This is a genomic window from Sphingopyxis sp. GW247-27LB (genome assembly GCF_002277025.1).
Taxonomy (GTDB): Bacteria; Pseudomonadota; Alphaproteobacteria; order Sphingomonadales; family Sphingomonadaceae; genus Sphingopyxis.
On record NZ_NIWD01000007.1, the window covers coordinates 138,016 to 160,982 of the forward strand.

General features: G+C 66.0%; 19 protein-coding genes and 1 pseudogene. 8 read left to right on the forward strand and 12 right to left on the reverse strand.

All coding sequences use genetic code 11. The features are described 5' to 3' along the window. Window positions 1-42 precede the first annotated feature (42 nt). Window positions 43-759 carry a hypothetical protein gene (locus tag CD928_RS07135; RefSeq protein ID WP_095386422.1) on the reverse strand — a complete coding sequence of 239 codons (717 nt, stop codon included), beginning with the start codon at window positions 757-759 and terminating at the stop codon, window positions 43-45. Window positions 760-862: 103 nt separating this feature from the next. Here CD928_RS07135 and CD928_RS07140 point away from each other — a divergent pair, with 103 nt between their 5' ends. Next, entirely contained in the window at window positions 863-1,354 is a 492-nt protein-coding gene (locus tag CD928_RS07140; protein WP_095386423.1) for a hypothetical protein, read from the forward strand. A 131-nt stretch (window positions 1,355-1,485) separates the two neighbouring features. Here CD928_RS07140 and CD928_RS22990 read toward each other — a convergent pair whose 3' ends face one another. The 7 genes and pseudogenes from CD928_RS22990 to CD928_RS07165 form a co-directional block, all read right to left on the reverse strand. Further along, window positions 1,486-2,886, reverse strand: coding sequence for an ATP-binding protein (locus CD928_RS22990; protein ID WP_141237116.1), 1,401 nt, complete (start codon window positions 2,884-2,886; stop codon window positions 1,486-1,488). A 67-nt stretch (window positions 2,887-2,953) separates the two neighbouring features. Further along, window positions 2,954-3,184, reverse strand: a complete 231-nt coding sequence (locus CD928_RS07145; RefSeq protein ID WP_095386424.1) for a hypothetical protein — start codon at window positions 3,182-3,184, stop codon at window positions 2,954-2,956. Between the two features lie 114 nt (window positions 3,185-3,298). After that, a complete protein-coding gene (locus CD928_RS07150; RefSeq protein WP_095386425.1) occupies window positions 3,299-4,363 on the reverse strand; it encodes a ribonucleotide-diphosphate reductase subunit beta in 1,065 nt (354 codons plus the stop codon). 120 nt (window positions 4,364-4,483) lie between these two features. Next, window positions 4,484-6,442 (reverse strand): ribonucleoside-diphosphate reductase subunit alpha, encoded by a 1,959-nt coding sequence (locus tag CD928_RS07155; RefSeq protein ID WP_095386426.1) that lies wholly within the window; start codon window positions 6,440-6,442, stop codon window positions 4,484-4,486. A 1,031-nt stretch (window positions 6,443-7,473) separates the two neighbouring features. Continuing rightward, the gene (locus CD928_RS23745; RefSeq protein WP_369679302.1) at window positions 7,474-8,916 is read right to left on the reverse strand and encodes an EAL domain-containing protein; all 1,443 of its coding nucleotides are present in this window, start codon (window positions 8,914-8,916) and stop codon (window positions 7,474-7,476) included. Continuing rightward, window positions 8,914-9,786 (reverse strand): annotated as a pseudogene (locus tag CD928_RS23755) (CHASE2 domain-containing protein); the annotation flags it as partial. The gene CD928_RS23745 and the pseudogene CD928_RS23755, both read right to left, overlap by 3 nt. Window positions 9,787-9,875: 89 nt before the next feature. Beyond that, a complete protein-coding gene (locus CD928_RS07165) occupies window positions 9,876-11,615 on the reverse strand; it encodes an acyl-CoA dehydrogenase (protein WP_095386427.1) in 1,740 nt (579 codons plus the stop codon). Between the two features lie 53 nt (window positions 11,616-11,668). On the opposite strand from CD928_RS07165, the gene CD928_RS07170 reads away from it, so the two are divergent. Continuing rightward, complete coding sequence (locus CD928_RS07170; protein WP_095386428.1) at window positions 11,669-12,625, forward strand: L-threonylcarbamoyladenylate synthase; 957 nt, start codon at window positions 11,669-11,671, stop codon at window positions 12,623-12,625. Window positions 12,626-12,783: 158 nt separating this feature from the next. Here the strand turns inward: CD928_RS07170 and CD928_RS07175 are convergent, their stop codons facing one another. Further along, window positions 12,784-13,686 carry a DMT family transporter gene (locus tag CD928_RS07175; RefSeq protein ID WP_095386429.1) on the reverse strand — a complete coding sequence of 301 codons (903 nt, stop codon included), beginning with the start codon at window positions 13,684-13,686 and terminating at the stop codon, window positions 12,784-12,786. Between the two features lie 77 nt (window positions 13,687-13,763). Here CD928_RS07175 and CD928_RS07180 point away from each other — a divergent pair, with 77 nt between their 5' ends. Next, window positions 13,764-14,813: a DUF6624 domain-containing protein gene (locus CD928_RS07180; RefSeq protein WP_141237117.1), complete on the forward strand. Its 1,050-nt coding sequence runs from the start codon at window positions 13,764-13,766 to the stop codon at window positions 14,811-14,813. A 203-nt stretch (window positions 14,814-15,016) separates the two neighbouring features. Next, window positions 15,017-15,472: a hypothetical protein gene (locus CD928_RS07185; RefSeq protein WP_095386431.1), complete on the forward strand. Its 456-nt coding sequence runs from the start codon at window positions 15,017-15,019 to the stop codon at window positions 15,470-15,472. Window positions 15,473-15,482: 10 nt separating this feature from the next. Here the strand turns inward: CD928_RS07185 and CD928_RS07190 are convergent, their stop codons facing one another. Both CD928_RS07190 and CD928_RS07195 read right to left on the reverse strand, forming a co-directional pair. Continuing rightward, window positions 15,483-16,901, reverse strand: a complete 1,419-nt coding sequence (locus CD928_RS07190; RefSeq protein ID WP_095386432.1) for a transglutaminase domain-containing protein — start codon at window positions 16,899-16,901, stop codon at window positions 15,483-15,485. 10 nt (window positions 16,902-16,911) lie between these two features. Then, a complete protein-coding gene (locus tag CD928_RS07195; RefSeq protein WP_095386433.1) occupies window positions 16,912-17,691 on the reverse strand; it encodes an SDR family NAD(P)-dependent oxidoreductase in 780 nt (259 codons plus the stop codon). Window positions 17,692-17,779: 88 nt separating this feature from the next. On the opposite strand from CD928_RS07195, the gene CD928_RS07200 reads away from it, so the two are divergent. Continuing rightward, entirely contained in the window at window positions 17,780-19,297 is a 1,518-nt protein-coding gene (locus tag CD928_RS07200; protein ID WP_095386434.1) for an acyl-CoA carboxylase subunit beta, read from the forward strand. A 135-nt stretch (window positions 19,298-19,432) separates the two neighbouring features. Here CD928_RS07200 and CD928_RS07205 read toward each other — a convergent pair whose 3' ends face one another. Continuing rightward, window positions 19,433-20,293 carry a LytTR family transcriptional regulator DNA-binding domain-containing protein gene (locus CD928_RS07205; protein ID WP_095386435.1) on the reverse strand — a complete coding sequence of 287 codons (861 nt, stop codon included), beginning with the start codon at window positions 20,291-20,293 and terminating at the stop codon, window positions 19,433-19,435. Window positions 20,294-20,385: 92 nt separating this feature from the next. On the opposite strand from CD928_RS07205, the gene CD928_RS07210 reads away from it, so the two are divergent. From CD928_RS07210 to CD928_RS07220, 3 genes are all read left to right on the forward strand, one after another. After that, window positions 20,386-21,522, forward strand: a complete 1,137-nt coding sequence (locus CD928_RS07210) for an acyltransferase family protein (RefSeq protein ID WP_255247073.1) — start codon at window positions 20,386-20,388, stop codon at window positions 21,520-21,522. A 54-nt stretch (window positions 21,523-21,576) separates the two neighbouring features. After that, window positions 21,577-21,777, forward strand: coding sequence for a hypothetical protein (locus tag CD928_RS07215; protein ID WP_095386436.1), 201 nt, complete (start codon window positions 21,577-21,579; stop codon window positions 21,775-21,777). Window positions 21,778-21,860: 83 nt separating this feature from the next. Continuing rightward, window positions 21,861-22,967: a S41 family peptidase gene (locus CD928_RS07220; protein ID WP_141237118.1), complete on the forward strand. Its 1,107-nt coding sequence runs from the start codon at window positions 21,861-21,863 to the stop codon at window positions 22,965-22,967.

The window sequence follows — 22,967 nt, forward strand, 5'->3', positions numbered from 1 at the left end:
GGCCGCGGGTTCAAGATTCGGGGGATCAAAGTTCAGGAAAGTTCAGCCTTGTGGCGGTTCGGTGCCGGGCGCCGCGGCGGGCGTCATGACCGCCTCTTCCGGGTCGTCGCCCAAGTCGTCGCGATACCAGTGCGGCAGCGCCCCGTCGCAAAGGTCGGCAACTTCGAGCGCCACGGCAAGATCGTCGGGGGCGATCAGCGCGGCGGGCTCGGCGGGCGGGGCGGGGTGCAGATGGGCCAGCGCCTCGGCCACCGGGGTGGCGGCCGGGGCTCCGTCGCGACCGGCGACGGCCTCCCGAAACCGGTCGGGCCCGTACGCGCGGATCAGGAACATCAGCAGCCGGTCGCTTTGGCGCAGGCGGCGGCCGACGCGGTTGCCTTCGCGATCGAACACCGGCTCTTCGCTGCCGACGAGCGCGCGTTCGAAGGCGGCGTCGAGCAATTTCTTCGACGCCGCATCGATCGCCGCGCCCCAGGCGCGGTCGAACGCTTCGGCACCGGGGGAGCGGCGCAGGCGATAGGCGGAGGATTCGGACATGCCGACGGTCCGCGCCGCGGTGGCGACCGATCCGCTGTCGGCCAGCGCCTCGATAAAGGCACGCTGCTTGTCGGGCGACCAGCCGTCCTTGCGGCGCTTTTTCAGCACCGGCACCCAGTCGTAGGCGGCGGGGTCGTGGCCGTGGGCGTCGAGCGCGGGGGTGGATGCGGCGGTGAGGGCGAGGGCCGCGTCGGGCGCGGGGATGGGGGCGATGTGGCTCATCCGCCAGTTTGGAACATAAAAGGAACGTGTAGGAAAGGGTTTTTGGGGTGGGGGGTGCGAAATAGGATTTTGGAGGGCGGTGCGATCTTGTTATCCAGCGTTCATGGCGGATCCGAATATCATCATATTGGGGCGTTTGCGCGGGGGCGCGATCTCTGCCTTTCTGGCATCGGGATTGGCGATGCTGGGCTTTTTCCTGTGGGAAGAATTGTGGGGCGGCGCTTTTGCCGATACCCTTTATGATCATCTTCTGGGCCGGATGACGGGACCGGTCGCGATCGGCATTGGCGTCGTCGCGGTCTATCTGTTCGTACGCATGTGGCGCGAACGGGGCCATTATCTGCATCACGACGGCGTGACGTTATTCAGAGGGGCGGATGGATCGTGGCCGCTGGCGTCGATCCGCGACGCGATGGTAACACGCAATTGGCTGGGCATCCGCTCGCTGCGGATCGATGTCGGGCAAGGTGCGGGCGCGAACCCCGAACTGGTGAAAACTTATATGTTGCGCGAACCGCCCGATGCGGTGCGCGATGCGGTGATGGTCGCGGTGGCGCAGGCGAGGGGCGTACCGGTTCCGGCTTCGGTGCATTGAGGTGGGGCGTTTTACCCCCAACCTTTCGTCACCCCGGACTTGATCCGGCATCCCTGCGAGGTTGAGCTAATTAGGGATTGTTGGCACCTGTCACCGTAATTCGCACTGTCACCGTAATTCGCATTGAGGGGCTAAGGATTGTCTGGCTTTTTTGGGGTCAGGTATATGGCTGTCTCAAAAAGTGAAGATTGACCGTCCTCCGATCCCGGCATCATCTTCAACTCCAAGTTTTCTTTGAAAAGTATGAGAAGTTTCTGCGTAATGGATTCTCCAGGGGTTGAGTTTTCTAGCATTTGCCTCAAATAGAATAAGAAAGATGGGGTGACTATATATAGTCTTCCTTCGCTTTCATGCCAATCTAAGAGGGAAATCTTCTTCCTCATTTGGAATTTTTCAAGAGCCTTTAGAGCAGCTTTTATTGATCCAGATGGTATATTTGAACTGTCTATACAAAGGCTCTCCACCCTTTCTTGAAGTTCCGAAAAGCTGAGAGAAAACTTTAGGGGATCGAGAGCAAAAGATGCCAAGATTTTCTCGTAAGTTGCGTGCTTTCGCCGTCGTTGCCGAGGGCCAGTTATTAGCTGATCGTAGTCGCTCTTATGATTGGAGTACATATTTTCTGCGACATATTTCTGAGCTTCTACAACGGTATGCGCACTAATTGTCGTAGATCTTTTTATAGACCCGGGGGACATGTCATGGTTAAAGGCAATTTGCTGACAAATTTGTTGAGTTATAATGGGAAGGCCAACTGATTCCCTAGCAATGTTATTTGCAGTTACCTGAGAGTGCTTTATTTGAAGAAGGGAAAAGCCTTTTGCCGGAATTTTTGCGAGATCGGTTTCTTCCCATTTTCCAACGTCGATAAGCCTAACCCTGCCTGAAAGATCTTGATTGGCGCGGGCAATATCTGTCGCGTGATGAGTTGTACTAACAACTAAAACTGAGATCCCTTCATCAACGAAAGACTTCCATTGCTGGAATACTTCTCTTTTTACACTATCTTCAAGATAGTGAAAGTCTTCAACGATAAGCTGAATTGGCATCTCTTGTAGAAGAGGTATTAGATGCTTTGCATTTACAGGGGCTGTTATAAATTCTTTTTTTACCCCATATTCTCCTTTCCCGCTAACTTCGAATCCTATCGATGACATAATCTTTGCGAGCCAAGACCAGCCTGCTTCACCGTTTACTCCGATTTTGGTCGTTAAATCCGCTCCCCAGCTTTGCGAAGATTCAGATAAACGACGAAAGTCAAGGTTTTCCAGAGCGGAAGCCCAAAATGCGCCGGGCGTTAGATTCCCGGAGCATCGGACAGTTAGCTCCTGCCGGCGAATCTGGGGAAGTACTTGCCTATATAGGCTCGTCTTACCCGTTTTTGACGGGCCTGTAAGAACACAAATTTGCCCAGGGTTGAGTAGACCATTTTTTAGGTTTTTTTCGTATCTACCCTCATCTCTTTCGACATATGTAAGTGCAGGCTTGCCAACGGCTGGAAAAACCTCAGTTATTTCGGGCCGAGAGCTGATCATAAGTCACTCCATGGTAATACTTCTCAGCTTTCTGCACTTTTTGAGTTGTGAAGTCGAGCGGTACACTTCAAATCGAAAACCCGCCCGAGTTCCGCCGGTTCGAGCTCGCCGCGAGCACCTTCTTGCCCGTCGGAGTCAGCGCCCATTTGGCGCCCTGTTTGACCACGAGGCCCAGCGTGACGAGTTCGTCGCGGATCGGGTCGGTGGGGAGTTGGGGGCGGCGGTTCGAGAGGCCTTCGAGGGTCGCGCGCTGCGGCTGGCTGAGGATGAGGAGCTTGAGTTTTTTCTTGTCGGTCATGGGGGCTTTTTGACTCTATTCCTGCGCGGGGTGCGCCGGATGTCCTGCCCACCCCGCTGCGCCCCGGATCAAGTCCGGGGCTCGCTGCCCCTCCCGCTGGCGGGAGGGGTTTTATCATTCCGCGGCGATGCCGGCCTTGGCGAACATGTCCTCGCCGTCGCTTTCGGCTTCGGCCGTCGCGGCGCCGTCGTCGTTGGCTTTCGCCTTCTTGCGGCTGTCGAAGCTCGTCCACACGCTGTTCCAGTCGCCGCGCGTCGCGGCCTTCGAATATTCGGTGGCGCGGGTTTCGAAGAAGTTGGCGTGCTCGACGCCGTTGAGCAGCGGGGCGAGCCAGGGGAGGGGGTGTTCGTCGATCATGTAGATCGGCTGGAAGCCCAATTGCCCGAGGCGCCAGTCGGCGATGTAGCGGATGTAGCGCTTGATCTCCTTGGGCGTCATGCCGGGGACCGGGCCCTGTTCGAACGCGAGGTCGATGAAGGCGTCCTCGAGCCGCACCGTCTTCTGGCAGCAGTCGATGATGTCTTCCTTCACCGCCTTGGTCAGGCAGTCGCGTTCCTTGACGAAGGCGTGGAACAGGCGGGTGATGCCCTCGCAGTGCAGGCTTTCGTCGCGCACCGACCAGCTGACGATCTGGCCCATGCCCTTCATCTTGTTGAAGCGCGGGAAGTTCATCAGCATCGCGAAGCTGGCGAAAAGCTGGAGGCCTTCGGTGAAGCCGCCGAACATCGCGAGGGTGCGCGCGATATCCTCGTCACTGTCGACGCCGAAGCTGCCCATATAGTCGTGCTTGGCGCGCATCTCGTCATATTCGAGGAACATGCCATACTCGCTCTCGGGCATGCCGATCGTGTCGAGCAAGTGGCTGTAGGCCGCGATGTGCACCGTTTCCATGTTGCTGAACGCGGTCAGCATCATTTTGATCTCGGTCGGCTTGAACACGCGGCCATATTTGTCGTGGTAGCAATCCTGCACCTCGACGTCGGCCTGGGTGAAGAAGCGGAAGATCTGGGTGAGCAGATTGCGTTCGTGGTCGCTGATCTTCTGCGCCCAGTCGCGGCAATCCTCGCCCAGCGGCACCTCCTCGGGCATCCAGTGGATCTGCTGCTGGCGCTTCCAGAAATCATAGGCCCAGGGATATTCGAAGGGCTTGTAGGTCTTGCGGGCTTCCAACAAAGGCATCGGTCTATCCTCAGCTTCTAAATTTCAATCGTCATCCCCGCGCAAGCGGGGACCCAGTGTTGCGTAATCCCGCCCTGGGTTCCCGCTTTCGCGGGAATGACGGGCAGGAGGAGCGCGGCCTTACTGACAGGCCAGGCACTCGTCGTAGTCGGTGCTCTCGGCCGAAAGCTCGAACTTCGCGGCCTCGGGGGTATTGTCGGCCTCGACTCCGCCCGCGAAGCCGGCGCGCTGCACCGATTTCGAGCGGAGATAGTAGAGCGATTTGATCCCGAGCTCCCACGCGCGATAGTGGAGCATGAGCAGGTCCCATTTCTCGACGTCGGCGGGGATGAAGAGGTTCAGCGACGCCGCCTGGTCGATATAGGGGGTGCGGTCGGCGGCGAGTTCGAGCAGCCAGCGCTGGTCGATCTCGAAGCTGGTCTTGAAGCAGTCCTTCTCGTCCTGGGTCAGGAAGTCGAGGTGCTGGACGCTGCCGCCCTTTTCGAGGATCGAGTTCCAGATGCTGTCGCTGTTCTTCGCCTTGTCGACGAGCAGGCTTTCGAGGTGCGGGTTCTTGACCACGAAGCTGCCCGACAGCGTCTTGTGCGTGTAGATGTTCGCCGGGATCGGCTCGATGCACGCGCTGGTGCCGCCGCAGATGATGCTGATCGACGCGGTCGGCGCGATCGCCATCTTGCAGCTGAAACGCTCCATCACGCCCTGATCGGCGGCGTCGGGGCAGGGGCCGCGCTCCTTGGCGAGCAGCATCGACGCCTGGTCGACCTGGCTGCGGATATGCTTGAAGATGCGGAGGTTCGACGACTTCGCCATCGCGCCCTCGAACGGCAGGCCGCGCGCCTGGAGGAAGCTGTGGAAGCCCATGACGCCGAGGCCGACCGAGCGTTCGCGGCTCGCGCTATATTTGGCGCGCGCCATTTCGGGCGGGGCGCGGTCGATATAGTCCTGGAGGACATTGTCGAGCATGCGCATGACGTCCTCGATGAACGCCTTGTCGCCGTTCCACTCGTCCCAGGTTTCGAGGTTCAAGGACGAGAGGCAGCAGACCGCGGTGCGATCGTTGCCGAGATGGTCGCGGCCCGTCGGCAGCGTGATCTCCGAGCAGAGGTTCGAGGTCGAGACCTTGAGGCCGAGGTCGCGGTGATGCTTGGGCATCATCCGGTTCACCTGGTCGATGAAGATGATGTAGGGCTCGCCCGTCGCGAGGCGCGTCTCGACGAGCTTCTGGAACAGGCTGCGCGCGTCGACGGTGCCGCGCACGCTCTGGTCCTTGGGGCTGCGCAGGTTGAACTCGGCGCCATCGCGGACGGCCTCCATGAACTCGTCGGTCAAAAGGACGCCGTGGTGGAGGTTGAGCGCCTTGCGGTTGAAGTCGCCCGAGGGCTTGCGCACCTCGAGGAACTCCTCGATCTCGGGATGCGAGATGTCGAGATAGCAGGCGGCCGAACCGCGGCGGAGCGACCCTTGGCTGATGGCGAGGGTGAGGCTGTCCATCACGCGGACGAAGGGGATGATGCCGCTGGTCTTGCCATTCAAGCCGACGGGCTCGCCGATGCCGCGCACCGCGCCCCAATAGGTGCCGATGCCGCCGCCGCGCGAGGCGAGCCAGACATTCTCGTTCCAGGTGCCGACGATGCCTTCGAGGCTGTCGTCGACGCTGTTGAGGTAGCAGCTGATCGGCAGCCCGCGGCCGGTGCCGCCGTTCGAGAGCACTGGGGTCGCGGGCATGAACCACAGTTTCGAGATATAATCATAGAGGCGCTGGGCGTGGTCCTGATCGTCGGCATAGGCCGACGCGACGCGCGCGAAGAGGTCCTGATAGGATTCGCCTGGGAGGAGATAGCGGTCCTGCAGCGTCTCCTTGCCGAAATCGGTGAGCAGCGCGTCGCGGCTCGCGTCGGTCGCGACGTCGAAGCGGCGCGCGTGGACCTTGGGCTCGCCGCCGTCGTTCAGCTTCGCGGACGCCGCCGAATCGCTCTTCGCGTCGCCGGCCGATTCGGCCGCTGCGGGCGCATCGTTCTTCGCCAGTTCCATCGTCGCCACGTCGTTCGTCTCCACCCGATCCGTTTCCCGAAAATCCATCGATCTCGCCCTGTCCTGCACACGCGCCGCGGCGCGCTTTGTTCCTGTCTTGTTCGACTCAGGGGCGAAGCCCCAGCCTAGCATTTTATCACCCCTTCGGGGGACATATTTTTGGGCGCAAAAGGGGTCTTCCCGTGCCCATATGGGATGGGCGACGGAAATCCGCCACTTCCGGCCAAATACTAATTATTGGGTGCCCCCGTCGGCTGACCCACCATCTATAGTGCCACGTCGGCCCAGCGATGCAAGACGGTAAATGACCGATTGAAGACTCGACTCGTCGATATTTTGATTCGGTTCGTCGCTGGGACAGCACGGTTTGCAGGCGCTACGTCAGGCTTTCCGCGGGATTGCGGCCAATCGGCGGGCGAGGAGGCGGTGGCGCAAAAAAATTTGGGCCGGACGGCGCGGTCGTCCTCCACCAAACGCGCCTCCCTTTCGTCATCCTGGATCAAGTCCGGGATGACGAATGTGTAAACGACCGGAAGTGGACCCCCAACCAACCAAAGTCGTTCGCATCGAGCGAAGTCGAGATGCCCCTCGGGTAAGGCGCAATCTCGATGGGTGTCTCGACTTCGCTGGACACGAACGGGGAGAGGGGATGACCCCAATCGACCGGTTGCGGTCATATCTTCTCCCCTCCCTTTTAGGGAGGGGCTGGGGGTGGGTAGCCGCCGAAGGCGGCGTTCTTTCGTGGGCTCGCTCCGCTCGCGCACCCACCCCTAACCCCTCCCTAAAAGGGAGGGGAATGGCTCAAATCCACCCCGAAGCCGTCATCCGCGTGGGTTCGGCGACTACGCGATCCAACGAAAAAGGGCCCCAGCGTCGCTGGAGCCCTTTTGAAAATCCTGTTCGGGATTTCAGGCCGGGAGACCGCCACCACCGGTGCCGCCGCCGCCAACCCATTTCCAAATCCAAGCCATGTCAAAACTCCTGATGCACACTGTCAACCAGGACAGTTAACGCGGCGTATACCTTAAAAAATAAGGTAAAGCGAGTCTTAACCTTAACAGATGCTGCCAGATTGGCAGTCAGGCGGTGCGGCTGTGCGGCGATGCCAGGAGGTTGTTCGCGAGCTCGGAGAATAGCTGCGGTTTCCCAAGGTGATAGCCTTGGCCGACGTCGCAGCCGAGCTGCTCGAGCAGCGCCATCGTCGGGGCATCCTCGATGCCTTCGGCGACCGCGACCGCGCCCAGGCGGTGCGCGAGGTCGATCGTCGACTTCACCACTTCGAAGTTTCGCTGCGAATCGCGCATCGTCATCACGAATCGCTTGTCGATCTTGATCTCGTCGGCCTCGATCTCGGTCAGATATTCAAGGTTCGACTGACCGGTGCCATAATCGTCGATCGACAGGCGGATGCCCGTCCGGCGCAATTGCGCGAGCGTCTGGCGCGCCTGGCGGCTGTTCTCGATCTGCGCGGTTTCGGTGATCTCGATCGTCAGCGTTTCGGGCGGCAGGTGGTGCGCGGTCAGCATGACGCGGATCGTCCCGACGAGGTCGCTGTGGTCGAGCAGCGTCGCCGACAGGTTGACCGACATGTTGGCGGGAAGTCCGCGCGCGCGCAGATGCGCCGCCGAGCGGATCGCCTGATCCATCACGAACAGGGTGAGGCGATAGATGTCCTGGCTCTTTTCGGCCTGGACGATGAATTCGTCGGGCGGAATCGGCCCGCGCGTCGGGTGCGTCCAGCGCGCGAGCGCCTCGACCCCGACCAGCCGGCGCGTCGCGATCTCATACTGCGGCTGGAAGGCGACCCAGATGTCGCCGCCGGCGAGCGCGTCCTCGAGCTGCGAGTGGAAGGAGAGCTGCCAGCCGGCATCTTCCTTCTGGCGCGGCGTGTATTTGGTCCACAGCGCGCGGGTGCGGATCGACTTTTCGGCGGCGACGAGCGCGGCCGCGAGCCGCTGCGCGTTCGATCCCTCGAACTCGTCGTTGACCCCGAAGGCGATGGCGACGTCGATGCGCAGCTCGCCGATGGTCAGCGGCGCGTTGAACAGCGCGGCGAGCCCGGCGAGATGCCCCTCGATCTGGCTGTGCTGATAATAGGGGACGAGCCAGGCGAAGCTGCCGTCGAGATCGTGGTGGAGCCGGGTGCCGTGGCAGGCGAGCGCGAGGCGGCGCGCGACCTGGTCGACGAGCTGCTGGCTGCCCTCGCCGGGCAGGAAGGCGGCGAGATCCTCGAAATTGACCAGCTTCGCCGCGACGACCGTCGCGCTGCCGAACGGCGCCTGGCTGCGCAGCGCCTCGAAATTGGGGAGGCCCGAGACCGGATTCTCGCGCTGCGCCGAAAAGCGGCGGCGCTTGCGCGAGACGTTGGCGCTGACCGCGGCGATCAAGCAGAGGCCGGCTCCGATCGACGAGGTGACGAGCGCGCCGGTGAGCAAAACCTTGCCAGCCACGAGCACCAAGGAGGTGCCGAGCGCGATCCGACCGAACCAGCGCTCAAGCGGCGTCAGCAGCGCCGCCATCATCGCGGCGAGCGCGACCAGCACTGCGGGGAGCCAGTGGATATTGACCGGATTGCCCCGTTTCAGCGTCTCGGCGGCGATCAGGTGGATATAGGCGCCAGGCACGAGGTTATGGCCCGGCAGATAATGCTGGTCGGGCAGGGTCGACGCGGTGGCGCCGAAGATGACGTCCTTGCCGGCGAGTTCCTTCGCACCGACCTTGCCCGTCATCACGTCGAGCGCGCTATATTCGGTGATCGTCGACAGGTCGTAGGAGAAATCGAGGCGGAATTCGGTCGGCTAGCTGGCGCGCTTGTTCGCGAGCGCTGCCGAAATGCTCGGCAGCAACCGCCCGTCGGCCTCGAACATCAGCGGGACGTTCCAGACCTGCCAGAATTCATAGTCCCAGGCGATGCTGGCGAGCTGGGCGCGCGGACCGGCGACCTCTGGATCGGGAAAGATCGAGAGCACCTTGTCGGTGCCGGGCACCGACTTGGTCGACACCGCGAGGATGATGCGATCGTCCATGCCGCGGATGGCGGAGGTGAGACGCGGCGTGTCGCGATCGCGCTGCTGTTCCTGATAATAGAAGTCGACGACGAGGCGGCGGGCGCCGGCCTTGTCGATCGCCTGGATGACCCGCGCGTGGTCGGCCCGCGAAAAGCGGCCTCCGGGCACGCTGCCGAGCGTGCGGTCGTCGAGCCCGACCATCACGATCTCGCCCGTGACCGGCCGCGATCCCATGCGCCCCACGGCCAGATCGACGATCATGTCGAGCGGCTCGGCGAGGCTCGAGAGGCCGACGACGATGCACAGCAGAACCGACAGCGCGAAGGAGCGCCAGCTGACGATCATCTTGTTCGCGATAAACGACACGCGCGCTTCTCCGGCCATTGCCGGATGGGCCTAGCGGGCGATGGTTATCATCGCGTTAATTATGACCGCCGCATGAGACTCCGGAACGACCCGCGCGTGCCTGGGAATCAGGCAATTCCGGGCAGCGGCGCAAGCGCCGCGTCGCCGGCGAGCGCCGATGGCGCGAGCCCGGTCGCCGCGGGGACGATCTGCTGAAGGTAGAAGCGGGTCGAGGCGATCTTGGCTTCGAGGAAGGCGGTGTCGCCGCCCTCTTCGAGCGCCGCCTTCGCGGCGCGGTGCTGGAGCGCCATCAGCCAGCCGCACGTCGCCGTCGAAAGCATGGTGAGATAGGGATAGCTTCCCGCCAGGCGGTCGGCGGTGCCCGCGGTCGCCATCCAGTCGGTGACCGCGCGGCACGCGTCGACCAACTGCTGAAGCTCGGGGAAATCGGCGGCGCCGTGCGCGATGTCGTCGATCAGGCCGCGGACGAGGTCGCCGCCCGCCATGCCGAGCTTGCGGCCCACCAGATCGGCGGCCTGGATGCCGTTGGTGCCTTCGTAGATCGGGGCGATGCGCGCGTCGCGATAATGCTGCGCGGCGCCGGTTTCCTCGATGAAGCCCATGCCGCCATGCACCTGCACGCCGAGGCTCGCGACCTCGCAGCCGATGTCGGTCGCGTGCGCCTTCGCGAGCGGGATCAGTATCTCGGCGCGCATCGCGGCGCCTTCGTCGCCCAATTTGCCGAAGTCGGTCTGCGCCGCGGCGTAATAGACGAGCGCGCGCGCCGCCTCGGTCTGCGCGCGCATCCGCCACAGCATGCGGCGTACGTCGGGGTGCTGGTCGATCGTGACGGGCGTGCGATCGGCGCTGCCCGCGAGCGACGACTGGACGCGCTCGGCGGCAAACGCCTGCGCCTGCTGCGTCGCGCGCTCGCCGATCTGGATGCCCTGGCAGCCGATCATCAGCCGCGCATTGTTCATCATCACGAACATCGCGCGCATGCCGCCCATTTCCTCGCCGACGATCTCGCCCAGGCAGTCCTCGCCCTCGCCATAGACCATCACCGCGGTCGGCGAGCCGTGGATGCCGAGCTTGTGCTCGATCGACGCGCAATGGACGCCGTTCGAAATCGTCGGCTTGCCCTCGGCATCGAGGCGGTATTTGGGGACGAGAAAGAGCGAGATGCCGCGCGTTCCCTCGGGCGCGCCGGGGGTGCGCGCGAGGACGAGGTGGACGATATTATCGGTGAGGTCGTGCTCGCCGAAGGTGATGAAGATCTTCTGCCCCTTGATCCGGTAGAGGCCGGCGTTCGGGCCCTCGGTGACCTTTTCGGCGGTCGAACGCAGCGCGCCGACGTCGCTGCCCGCGGCGGGCTCGGTCAGGTTCATCGTGCCGTTCCACTCGCCGGTGACGAGCTTGGGCAGCCAGGTCGCCCGCTGCTCCTCGGTGCCATAGGCCATCAGCGCGTGGATCGCGCCGGGGGTGAGAATGCTGCAGAGCGAGAAACCCATGTTCGCGCTGCCGAGCGCCTCGATCACCACGGTCGCGAGCGTGAAGGGCAGGTCCTGCCCGCCATAGTCGCCGGGACCGTCGATGCTGCCCCAGCCCGCCTCGACGAACTGCCGGTACGCTTCCTTGAACCCCGGCGGCATGGTGACCCGGCCGTCCTGCCACTTCGGATTGTTGGTGTCGCCGACGCGGTTGAGCGGCGCGTAGACTTCGGCGGCGAAGTCGCCGATTCCCGCGACGATCGCCTCGACCATGTCGGGGGTCGCGGCGGCGAAGCGCTCGTGCGCCGCCATCGCGTCGACGCGCGCGATATGATTGAGGACGAAAAGCTGTTCGGTGACGGGCGCGGTGTAGGTCATAGGGTTTCCCGCTTTTGGGGGTGATTCCGTTGCGCCCGGCGCTATAGCGCGGCATGGCCGAGCGTCCAATCGAGAGTGTGGCAACCGCGGTCGTCCCCTATGGCGACGACGCGATCGCGCGCGCCGCGCGGCTGGTCGCCGAGGGGCAGCCGGTCGCGGTACCGACCGAGACCGTCTATGGCCTCGCCGCCGATGCGCGCAACGCCGAAGCCGTCGCGCGCATCTATGCCGCGAAGGGGCGGCCCGATTTCAACCCGCTGATCGTGCATGTGCCCGATCTGGCGGTGGCCGGGCGACTGGGCGTATTCGGCGCGGCCGAACTGGCGCTGGCCGAGGCCTTCTGGCCGGGGCCGCTGACGCTCGTCGTGCCGCGGGCCCACGACTGCCCGGTGGCGAGCATCGCGACCGCTGGGCTGGACACAATCGCGATCCGCGTGCCTGCGCATCGCGCGATGCGCGCGCTGCTCGAGACGACCGGCGCACCGCTCGCGGCGCCGAGCGCCAATGCGAGCGGGCGGGTGAGCCCGACGAAGGCCGAGCATGTGCTGGCGAGCCTCGATGGCCGGATTGCGTTGGTGATCGACGACGGCGCGACGACCGCGGGGGTCGAATCGACGATCGCGCGAGTCGCGGACGGCGCGGTTCAGCTGCTGCGGCCGGGTCCGGTGACTGCGGCGATGCTGGGCGCGGCCAGCGGGCTCAGGGTGTCGGGGCGCAAGGGCGCCGAGGTGGTGGCGCCGGGGATGCTCGCGAGCCATTATGCGCCGGGCAAGCCGGTGCGGCTGGGCGCGGCGGACTTTGCCGCCGACGAATATGGGATCGGCTTCGGCGGCGTTGCGGGCGATTATCAGTTGAGCGCGGCGGGCGATCTGACCGAGGCGGCGGCGCATCTGTTCGACGCGCTCCACGCAGGGGCGGCGAGCGCGAAGCCGAAGATCGCGGTGGCGGCGATCCCTTTCGAGGGACTGGGTGCGGCGATCAACGATCGGCTGGCCCGGGCGGCGGTATGAAATCGGTTCACGCGGAGACGCGGAGGCGCGGAGAGTTGGCGTTTCCCGCGAAGCGGGCCTTTGCCTCAAGCGATGTGTCAATCGTCACGCTGAAATGAAATGGGGCCTATCGGCCCTGACCAGCTTCTCCGCGTCTCCGCGTCTCCGCGTGAACCGATTCAAGCCGCCGCCGGATCGATCGGGTCGCCGTGCGGGGCCTTGCGCGCGACGATCAGGCAGGCGGCGACGATCAGCAGCGCGCCGGCGAACGTCGGCGTCGTCACCGGCTCGGCGTAGAAATACCAGCCGAACAGCATCGCCCAGAGGAAGCCCGTATATTCGGTGGTCGCGAGGATCTGCGCCTCGGCGCGGGCATAGGCCCAACTGAGGAGGAGGAGCGATATCGTCGCGAGCAGCGCGGCGCCGGCGATCGGCGCGGCGTGGTCGGCGCCGGGGAGCACCGCGAACCAGGGCGCGGCGAGCGCGAGGAACAGCGCGACGAACGCATTCTGGTAGAAGGCGATCTCCATCGGTCCCGCCATCTTCGCCTGCCGCCGCGCGAGGATGAGGTTGTAGGCATAGCAGATCGCCGACAGGAACACCGCGCCGACCGCCAGCAACGCTTCGGGGTCACGCTCGCCCCCACCGAGCTTGCCCGCGACGATCACCAGCACCCCGCCGAAGCCGAGCAGCGAGGCGGCGATCGAGCGCCGCCCGATCCGCTCGCCGAGGAAGATGGCGGCCATGTAGAGCGCGAGCAGCGGCGCGACGAAGGCGAGCGCGATCGCCTCCGCCATCGGCAGCCGCGCGAGCGCCCAGAAGAAGCCGAGCGCCATCATCGCGACGAACAGCGAGCGCAGCGCGTGGATGCGCATCGTGGCGCCGCCGGGCCAGGCCGGCCGCGCGGCGAAATAGAGAAGCCCGCTGAGCAGCGCCCCCGCGACGTTGCGCCAGAACACCGCATTATAGGCGCCGATCCCGATCGACAGCCCCTTCATCAGCACGTCCATCGACGAATAGGTCGCGATCCCCGCGCAGGCGACGAGAAAGGGGATCAGCGGCGAGGGCGAATCGGGGCGCATGGAAGGGCTGTAGCGGAGAACGGCAGGGCTGGCAGCGCCCGGCTTGCGGTGCGGCGAAAGCCTGATAGCCTGACGCCATGAGGATGCGGGGATTGGGGCTGGCGCTGCTCGTCGGCGCGATGATGCCGGGGACGAGCTGGGCGCAGGCGACACCGGTGCCCGACGTGCTGAAATCCTATGGGAAGGACGGGACGTTCGATCCCGGCGATTTCGGCTGGATGGCCGGGCGTTTCGCGGCCGAGGGAGCGGCGGCGCGGGCGGCATGGCAATCGGTCGCCGCCTACAAGGAGGCTTGCATCGCGGCGGCAACGGGCAAGGCCAAGGCGGAGCTGGCGATGATAGGCGCCGAATCGACGAATTTGCCGCCGGGACCCTATGGCGACGAGGCGTGCCGCGCGATCACCGCCGCGATGGCCATCGACGCCGGGTCGGAAGCCGAACGCGCGGCGCTTCCCGCGCGGCTCGCCGAGGCGCGCCAGCTGTGGAATTTCGCGCTGGCGGGCGGGCGCATGGGGATAGGCGCCGTGACATCCGCGGTGGGACCGCCCGAGTCCGAGGATGCGCAGATGCTGATCGGTGCGACCTTCCGCGAACAATTGGGGCGCCACATGCTGTCGTGGGGCGTCGATGAGGGCGATCCGCCGTTGCCGGCAAGGCTGAAGCCGCTGTTCGACTATCTGGGCTGGACGATGATCGCGGGCGAAGACCGCAAGAACAGGGAGAAGCTGCGCGCCTATATGGCCGAAAAGGGCTGGCCGACGATTTCCGCCCTCGGAGAGAAGGCATCGCACGCCGCATGGCTGCTCGCGCAGCATGCCGACGATGATCCCGCGTTGCAGGTCAGGGCGCTCCGGCTGATGGAGCCGCTCGCGAAGGCGGGTGAGGCGAGCAAGTCGAATTATGCCTATCTCTATGACCGCGTCATGCTGAAGCTGGCGGGGAGGCAGCGCTATGCGACGCAGTTCGGCGGCTGCGAGGCCGGCCGCGCGATCCGACCGCTCCGGCCGATGGAGGACGACGATCCGGCGCATATCGACGCGGCGCGCGCCGAGATGGGGCTGGAACCGCTCGCCGTCTATCGCAAAGAGATGGACGAGGCCTTCGGGGCGTGCGCCGCAGCCGAATAGATCGGCGAAAACCCGCCATATCCGCCCCCTCGACCTTGAACTTCTGGTTTGAGCGGAGGTATTGATATCGCTCACGAACCACAGCATGCGGCGCCGTCGTCGTTGCCGGTACAGGAAAAGGCGCGGGGTGAATCGTCATTGCGGGCTTTCCGGCCGTCTGATAGCTTTCCGTAGCGGCTGCGAGAGCCGGCGGGAGAATGACGATGGGCCTGTTTCCGGTTATCCAGAGTCCTTGCCCCTATAAGGGCGACCTGTCCGACATCATGGACGGCAGCCTGTGCCGGTTGTGCAAGCGCGAGGTCGTCGACATCGGCGCGATGGACGAGGCGGCGCGCGTCGCGCTGATCGCCGGATGCCCGGAAGAATTGTGCGTCCGTTACAAGGTCGCGGCGCGGTCGGCGCTCGCCGCGATGGCGATGGGCGCCGCGGCCGCGAGCCTGCCCGCCGCCGCGCAGGATGTTTCCGCGCCTGCCGCCGACACCGCCACCTATGAAGAGGATATGGTGATCATCGTCGGGGGGCTTCGCGCGCCCAAGAAGGCCGAGTGGGTGAAGGAGGATGGAAAGCGCGCCGTCCCCGACCTGCCGGTGGTCTATGACGACGCGCCCGTCGCGCCCCGGAAGGACAAGGTGCGGGACGCAAGGAAGCTGACGAGCTAGGGTCCGTACCCTAGGGTCCGCCCCGATCGGGGCGTTTGCGCACCTCCGCCATCTCGCGCCATTCGAGCAAGGCCGCGGTCTGGTTGGCGGCGACGATCGCCGCCAGGTCGCCGTCGTCGACGGTGAGTGCGATATGCGTCGCATCGAACGCGCCGGTCGAAATGTCGAAGCTCCGCCAGCTGCCATCGACATAGGCGACCACCCAGCTGTGGGCGATAAAGGCGTTCGAGGCGCCGTGATAGCGCGTGCGCGAATAGACGAGGCCGTTCGCGACGCGCGCGGGAATGCCGGCCGCGCGTGCGAGCGCGGCGAGGAGGACGGCGTCCTCGGTGCAGTCCCCCGACCGGCGCCGCCACGCCGCAAGCGCGCTGTGGTGCCCTTCGTAATCGACATCCGCGAGCCGCTGGCGCGCGATGCGGCCGAGCCGTTCCATGCGGTCGACGTCCGGCGCGGTCGATCTTGCGACCGGCGCGGCGGCGCGCACGAGTTCGGGCGCGTCGCTTTGCAGCCAGCGCGACGGCCGGCGCCAGCGGTCGAGATCGGCGGGATCGGTCGACAGGCCGGGGCCGCAGTCGCGGCAGATGTCGACGCGCAGCGTGCCATCCGCCTCGCGCACCGCCTGCTCGCCGGTTTCGGGAAGCCGGATGCGAATGCCGGACGCGGCGGCGAAGCCGTGGCGGATATGGCCGCGCAGCGCGCCGGGCGCGACATAATAGGGCGAGGCGCGCATCTGGTGCGGCAGGCTGGCGGTCCCGGCGAGGTCCGCGGCATCAACGGGTTTGGAGACCCGGCGAAAATGCAGCCGGGTGCCGAACAGCGGCTGATCGGCGGCCACGATCCGGCCGGTTCCGTCGCGCTCGACGAACCACGCATGCGCGACGCGATCGCCCTGATAGACGACGACCGCGGTGCGCGGCTTGCCGGCGTCGTCGATCGCCCTTTCTTCGGTGCGTACCTCCATCGGACGCAAGTCGCCGGGGGCGAGGTCGAACGCGATCTCCCCGGCTCCTGCGTCCCGCTCGATCGGCAACAGGGCGTCGCCGTCGCGGAAATCGAGGCCCGCGGGAACGGCGAAGCGATGCAATATGCGGCCCTTGCCGTCGTCGACCACGGCATCGGTGCCGCCGATCGTCACGCGCCGCGTGGCGCTTCGCCGTCCGTCGCCGCTTTCGATCGTCAGCATGCGCAGGCGGCCCGCGGCATCGCGCCGCTGCTCGATGCGGAAATGACTGCGCGTCGGCTCGTGGCCGACGACGCGATAGGCCATCACCGTATCGCGCAGGCGGCGGGTGCCGCCCGCGTCCTCGACTTGCTGCTCGTGCTGCCAGCCGACCATGTCGCCGCTGTCGTTCTCGATACGAAACCAGACGTCCGCCGCCGCCGCGGGCGACGCAAGGACCAGCAGGGCGGGAAGGAAAAGCGGCCGCATGGATCCCGTGTTAACGAAAGCTCGCCATACCCGCACCGTCGATGTTGAGCTTCTGGCCCGAGCAATAGGGGTTCGCGTCCGACACGAACCACAGAACCGCCGCCGCGACGTCGTCGGGGGTGGGGACGCGGCCGAAGGGGAATTTGGCGTCGAGGTGGTGGATGTCGTCGTTGCCGGTGATCGCGCGGGCAAGGCGTTCGCCCATGTCGCTGACGGTCAGCGAGGGAGCGACGATGTTGACGCGGACGCCGTTCTTCATTTCTTCCTTCGCGAGCGTCAGCGCGAGCGCTTCGCCCGCCGCCTTGCCCATATTATAGGGCGCGCCATTGGCGCTGTGGCTGAGCGTCGCGACGCTGGAAATGACGATGATATCGCTGCGCTCGTGCGTGCGGAGCTGGGGCAGCGCAAGGCGGCTGACGCGGTGCGGACCGAGCGCGTGGGTCGCGATGACGCGTTCGAGCTCGGCGGGATCGGTATCGGCGACGCTCTTGCCGCGGCTGGCGATGCCGGCGTTGTTGATCAGGATCGACATCGCCCCGAAATCACCCTCGATCGCCGCGACCATCGCGGCACAGGCGTCCTCGTCGGTGACGGAAGCCTGATAGGCCTTCGCCTTGCGGCCGAGCGCCTCGATCGCGGCGACGGTTTCGGCGGCGGCATCGGCGTCGCGGCTATAGTTGACTGCGACGTCGGCCCCCGCCCGCGCCAATGCCAGCGCGATGCCGCGGCCGATACCGCGCGAGGCGCCGGTGACGAGCGCGGTGCGGCCCGTAAGGTTCGTGTCGGTCATCTGTCTCTCTCCCTTTTGTCCCTTCCCGTATACGGGAGGGGGGAATTTGGGAATGACGTTTCCGTCAACGTAAGCTAGCTTTCGCGCCATGAGCTGGAAAAAAGACGTCGACGAACTCGCCGCGCGCCGCGCGATGGCCGAGAAGATGGGCGGCGCCGAGAAGGTCGCGCGCCAGCATGGCCGCGGCAAGATGGACGCGCGGGCGCGGATCGCCGGGCTCGTCGATGCCGGCAGTTTCCGCGAGATCGGCAAGATCGCGGGGCGGGGGAGCTACGGTCCCGACGGTGAGCTGGAAGATCTGGCGGCGAGCAATTTCATCTTCGGGCGCGCGAATATCGACGGGCGGCCGGTGGTCGCGAGCGCCGACGATTTCACGGTGCGCGGCGGCGCGGCCGATGCGGCGCTGCACCGGAAGTTCATCCAGTGCGAGGCGATGGCGCACGAATATCGCCTGCCGCTGATCCGCATGATCGACGGCACCGGCGGCGGCGGGTCGGTGAAGACGCTCGAAGCGGCGGGTCACACCTATATCCCGCAGGTTCCCGGCTGGGACCAGATCATCGCCAATCTCGACACGGTGCCGGTGGTGGCGCTGTCGCTCGGGCCCACCGCGGGGCTGGGGGCGGCGCGGGTGGTCGCGAGCCACTACAGCGTCATGGTGCGCGGGCTGTCGCAGCTGTTCGCGGCGGGACCCGCGGTCGCGGCGGCGATCGGCGATACGCTCGACCGCGAAGAGCTGGGCGGCAGCGACGTGCATACGCGCAACGGCGTGGTCGACGACGAGGTCGCCAGCGAGGTCGAGGCGTTCGCGGCGGCGCGGCGGTTCCTGTCCTACCTGCCCGCGTCGATCCACGAGTGCGCGGCGCGAACCGCGTGCAGCGATCCGGTGGGCCGCCGCGAGGAGACCCTGCTGTCGGTCGTCCCGCGCGAGGCGAAGCAGGTCTATGCGATGCGGCGCATCGCCGAAGCGGTGTTCGACCGGGGCAGCGTCTTCGAGATGGGCGCGCGCTGGGGGCGGGCGGCGATCACCGCCTTTGCGCGGCTCGACGGCTGGCCGGTCGCGCTGCTCGCGAGCGATCCTTCGTATCTCGGCGGGTCGTGGGACGCGAAGACGAGCGAGAAGGTCGAGCGCTTCGTCAAGCTCGCCGACCAGTTCCGGTTGCCGATCGTCCATCTGGTCGACAATCCGGGCTTCATGATCGGCGGCGAGGCCGAGCGGACGGGGACGATCCGGTACGGGGTGCAGGCGATGAACGCGATCTACCGCGCGAGCGTGCCGCTCGCGTCGGTCGTCGTGCGGCGCGCTTACGGGATCGCGGGGAGCGCGATGTCGAACGCCGAGCGCTTCCAGTACCGCTTCGCCTGGCCTTCGGGCGACTGGGGCAGTCTGCCGATCGAGGGCGGGATCGAGGTCGCCTATAAGAGCGAGCTCGAGGCGGCCGAGGATCCGGCGGCGCTTCTGGAGGCGATCCGCGCGCGGTTGAACCGGGTCCGCTCGCCGTTTCGGACGGCGGAGACATTCCGGGTCGAGGATATCATCGATCCCCGCGACACGCGGCCGCTGCTTTGCGAATTCGCGGAACTGGCTTGGCGGGTGGTGGGATGAAGCACGCCCTCCCCTTCAGGGGAGGGCAGCGAGACTTGGCAGCTTGCTGCCTAGTCGCAGCGGGTGGGGTCCATCGGCCTTGCTCTACGCCGCGAAACCCCACCCCAACCCCTCCCCTGAAGGGGAGGGGCTATCTCACCCCTCGACATTCCCCCGATATCGCCGGCTGCCGCGCAGCGTCGCGCCGCTCTCCATTTCGACGTCGAAATCACCGCTCTTGTGGGTGACGACGCGCCGCACCGCGGCGCGGCGGACGAGGCGGCTTCGGTGGATGCGGGCGAAACCGGCGCCGAGGTCGGCCTCGACGGCGCTCAGCGTCGCGCGGTGGAGCAGGCGCTCGCCGCGCCACGCGATCTCGACATAATTGCCCGCCGCCGCGACATGCTCGATCTCGTCGACCGGCAGATGGTGGGTGACCGACCCGTCACCGACCGCGAGCGTCCGCCGTTCGGGCGCGATCGCGGGCGGGGCGGCGTAGCGCGCGACGAGCCACTGGACGAGGAAGAGGATGAAGACGAGCTCGACATAGGCCGAGAGGTCCTTGCGGAATTCGTAGAGGATCGGCGATCCGTCGGGCGCGGTGAAATGATAGTCGATCCCCATCATCCACCACAGCATCGTGCGGAAGGCGACCATGAGCGCGATATGGCCGAGCGAGATGGGGATCGCGAGCAGCGCGTGGATCGCGACCGTGGCAGGCAAGGGAACGCGCGGCGGGCGGATGCGCTGGACCGCGAACCAGCAGGGGATCATCATCACCGCCCAGGCGATGAGGCTGCTGCCCTCGAGCATCCAGGCGATCACCGGCGAGGTGGCGAGGCCCGCGCCCTCGCGGTCGGCGATGTAGGAATAGACGTTGGCGGCGATGCGGACGAGCCCGAAGAGGAAGATCGCGCTCAGCAGCAGCGCGGTGAGCGCGCGGGCGCTGAGCCCGTGATTGGGGCCGCTCGTCCCGGCTGCGCCGCCGCTCGTCCCTCGCGCCTCTTCGTCCGTCACACCGGCTCCGCTTCTCGTCCCGCCGGGATCGCCCGCCGGCCGCCTTTCCGATTAGCGGCTGCGGCATCAACCGGCAAAGGAGATTCGCCGCGATGGACATGAAGCGACATTATGGAATGGACTGGCTCAGGATCGGCGCCTTCGCGCTGCTGATCCTCTATCATATCGGCATGTATTTCGTGCCGTGGGGCTGGCACGTCAAAACCCCGCACCCGATGGACTGGGTACAGATCCCGATGATGGCGACGAACAGCTGGCGGCTGCCGCTGCTCTTCCTCGTCTCGGGCTATGCGAGCGCGGCGCTGTTCGCGAAGCTGGGCGCGCCGGGCGCCTTCCTGCGCTCGCGAAGCGCGCGGCTGCTGATCCCGCTCGCCTTCGGCATGGTCGTCGTCATCCCGGTGCAGCCGTGGATCGAGCTCGTCACGCAGCATGGCTATGCGGGGAGCTTCCTCCACTTCTGGGTTCATGATTATTTCCGCTTCGGGACGCTCGAGGGGATCGTGCTGCCGACGTGGCAGCATCTGTGGTTCGTCGTCTATCTCTTTGTTTACACGTTGCTCGCGGTGCTGCTGCTCCTGCTGGTGCCCGAGGCGGCGCGGGCGCGGATCGCCGACGGCGCGGCGCGGCTGCTCGGCGGCTGGGGGATATTGATCCTGCCGCTCGCGGCGTGGATGGCGATCCTGTTCGCCTTTCCCGGCTACCGCGAGACGCACGCGCTGTTCGACGACGGGCCGAACCATCTCCACTATCTGGTGCCCTTCTTCACCGGCTGGCTGCTCCGCGTGCGGCCGGTGCTGTTCATGGCGGTGGCGCGCACCTGGCGCACGGCGGCGGTGCTCGCGGTTGGGGCCTATGCCTATGTGGCGTGGGCGATCTGGGCGGCGCCCGGCGAAGGGCCGCCGCCGGTGGGGGTCGTCACATGGTTCATGGCGATCCGGCTGGTGCAGGGCTGGGCGGCGATCGTCGCGCTGGTCGGGATCGCCGACCGCTTCTGGAACCGCGACCATGCCAGCCGGCCGATGCTCGCCGAGGCGGTCTTCCCCTTCTATATCATCCATCAGACGGTGATCGTGCTCGTCGGATACTGGCTGCTGCTCGCCGGGGTGGGGCCGCTCGCCACCTTCGCGATCCTGGTCGCCGCGACCGTCGCGGGATGCTGGGCCTTCTATCTCGGCGGCCGGCGCGTGAACTGGCTGCGCCCGCTGATCGGGCTGCAGCGCCGCGCGTGACAGGCGCTCGGCTTTGTGTCAGCCTTCGCGGGCACTCGGAGAGGGAGAAGCGATATGGGGATCGTGAAGGCACTGGCGGCGATCATCGGCGTCGCCGCCATCCTGATGGGCGGGCTGTGGGCGCTCCAGGGGCTCGACATCGTGCATTGGCCCGCGAGCAGCTTCATGCTCGGCGATACGAGCTGGACGCGCAACGGCGTGGTGCTGATGGTCGTGGGGGTGGTGCTGATCTGGTTTTCGCGCAGCCGCACCTAGCGATATCGACTACAAATGTAGTTGATCTGTGTTGTCGATATGATACGGTTCGCTTCGACGGGGGCGTTGAAGTGGAGGATATCATGATTCGATCGCGCCTGATCCTGTCCGCGCTGCTGCTCGCCGCGAGCGGCACCGCGCTGCCCCTCGCGGCGACGCCCGCCGCCGCCGAGGAGGCCGAGGCGAGCGCCAATGCCGTCGCCGAACGCTATGCGATGCTGCTCGAACGCGACTATGTCTATCCCGAGACGGGCAAGCGCTACGCCGCCGCGATCCGCGCGGCCATCGCGGCGGGGCGCTATGCACCGCTGTCGGGCGCGGCGCTCGCCGAGGCGCTCGACGCCGACGTGAACGCGGTGCAGCCCGACGGGCATCTGCACGTGCGCCCGCGCGAAGGCGCCGCGCCGCCGCCGGACGCCCGCACCGGCAAGCCGCGCGGGCCGAAGCCGCCGGTCGAGCAGGCGGGGTGGATCGCGCCGGGGATCGCCTTCATCCGCTTCAACCTCTTTCCCGACGATGCGGCGGTGACCGCGACGGCGGCGAAATTCATGGCCGACCATGCCGACGCGAAGGCGATCATCTTCGACATCCGCAGCCATAACGGCGGCGGGATCGAGCAGATGAACGTCATCTTTCCCTGGCTGTTCGCCGAGCCGACGCGGCTCGTGACGATGGCGACGCGCGCCTCGGTCGACGAATCGGGCGAGGGACCGCTGGGCGAGGACGAGGGGCTGCGGCTGGTGACCGGAGATCCGGGCATGGTGACGCGCGAGCATTGGGCGACGCCGAACGGCGATGCGCGGCTGCGCGATGCGAAAATCTATGTGCTGACCTCGGGCGCGACGGGATCGGCGGCCGAGCATTTCGCGCTCGCGATGAAGCATACGCATCGCGGGACGCTGGTCGGCAGCGCGACCGGCGGCGCCAATCATTTCGGGCGCGGCGAGGAACTCGGCGGCGGTTTTCGCGCCTTCATCCCGGTCGGGCGGACCTGTGATCCGCTGACGGGCCGCGATTGGGAAGGGGACGGCGTGCAGCCCGACATCGCGGTCGCGCCCGCCGACGCGCTGGTGCGCGTGCTGACCGATCTGGGGATCGAGGCGGGCGAAGCCAAGCGCCTGTCCGACGCGCACAAGCCGCAATGGCCGATGGAACGGCGGCGGCCGCGCGCGGCCAAGGCCGCCCGCTAG

Coding starts and splice junctions, on each gene's coding strand:
- CD928_RS07170 (WP_095386428.1), top strand. CDS start 11,669: ATGGCCGAGCGTCCAATCGAGAGTGTGGCAACCGCGGTCGTCCCCTAT.
- CD928_RS07220 (WP_141237118.1), top strand. CDS start 21,861: ATGATTCGATCGCGCCTGATCCTGTCCGCGCTGCTGCTCGCCGCGAGC.
- CD928_RS07180 (WP_141237117.1), top strand. CDS start 13,764: ATGAGGATGCGGGGATTGGGGCTGGCGCTGCTCGTCGGCGCGATGATG.
- CD928_RS07215 (WP_095386436.1), top strand. CDS start 21,577: ATGGGGATCGTGAAGGCACTGGCGGCGATCATCGGCGTCGCCGCCATC.
- CD928_RS07165 (WP_095386427.1), bottom strand. CDS start 11,615: ATGACCTACACCGCGCCCGTCACCGAACAGCTTTTCGTCCTCAATCAT.
- CD928_RS07150 (WP_095386425.1), bottom strand. CDS start 4,363: ATGCCTTTGTTGGAAGCCCGCAAGACCTACAAGCCCTTCGAATATCCC.
- CD928_RS07145 (WP_095386424.1), bottom strand. CDS start 3,184: ATGACCGACAAGAAAAAACTCAAGCTCCTCATCCTCAGCCAGCCGCAG.
- CD928_RS07175 (WP_095386429.1), bottom strand. CDS start 13,686: ATGCGCCCCGATTCGCCCTCGCCGCTGATCCCCTTTCTCGTCGCCTGC.
- CD928_RS22990 (WP_141237116.1), bottom strand. CDS start 2,886: ATGATCAGCTCTCGGCCCGAAATAACTGAGGTTTTTCCAGCCGTTGGC.
- CD928_RS07140 (WP_095386423.1), top strand. CDS start 863: ATGGCGGATCCGAATATCATCATATTGGGGCGTTTGCGCGGGGGCGCG.
- CD928_RS07155 (WP_095386426.1), bottom strand. CDS start 6,442: ATGGATTTTCGGGAAACGGATCGGGTGGAGACGAACGACGTGGCGACG.
- CD928_RS07135 (WP_095386422.1), bottom strand. CDS start 759: ATGAGCCACATCGCCCCCATCCCCGCGCCCGACGCGGCCCTCGCCCTC.
- CD928_RS07185 (WP_095386431.1), top strand. CDS start 15,017: ATGGGCCTGTTTCCGGTTATCCAGAGTCCTTGCCCCTATAAGGGCGAC.
- CD928_RS07190 (WP_095386432.1), bottom strand. CDS start 16,901: ATGCGGCCGCTTTTCCTTCCCGCCCTGCTGGTCCTTGCGTCGCCCGCG.
- CD928_RS07195 (WP_095386433.1), bottom strand. CDS start 17,691: ATGACCGACACGAACCTTACGGGCCGCACCGCGCTCGTCACCGGCGCC.
- CD928_RS07200 (WP_095386434.1), top strand. CDS start 17,780: ATGAGCTGGAAAAAAGACGTCGACGAACTCGCCGCGCGCCGCGCGATG.
- CD928_RS23745 (WP_369679302.1), bottom strand. CDS start 8,916: ATGATGGCGGCGCTGCTGACGCCGCTTGAGCGCTGGTTCGGTCGGATC.
- CD928_RS07210 (WP_255247073.1), top strand. CDS start 20,386: ATGGACATGAAGCGACATTATGGAATGGACTGGCTCAGGATCGGCGCC.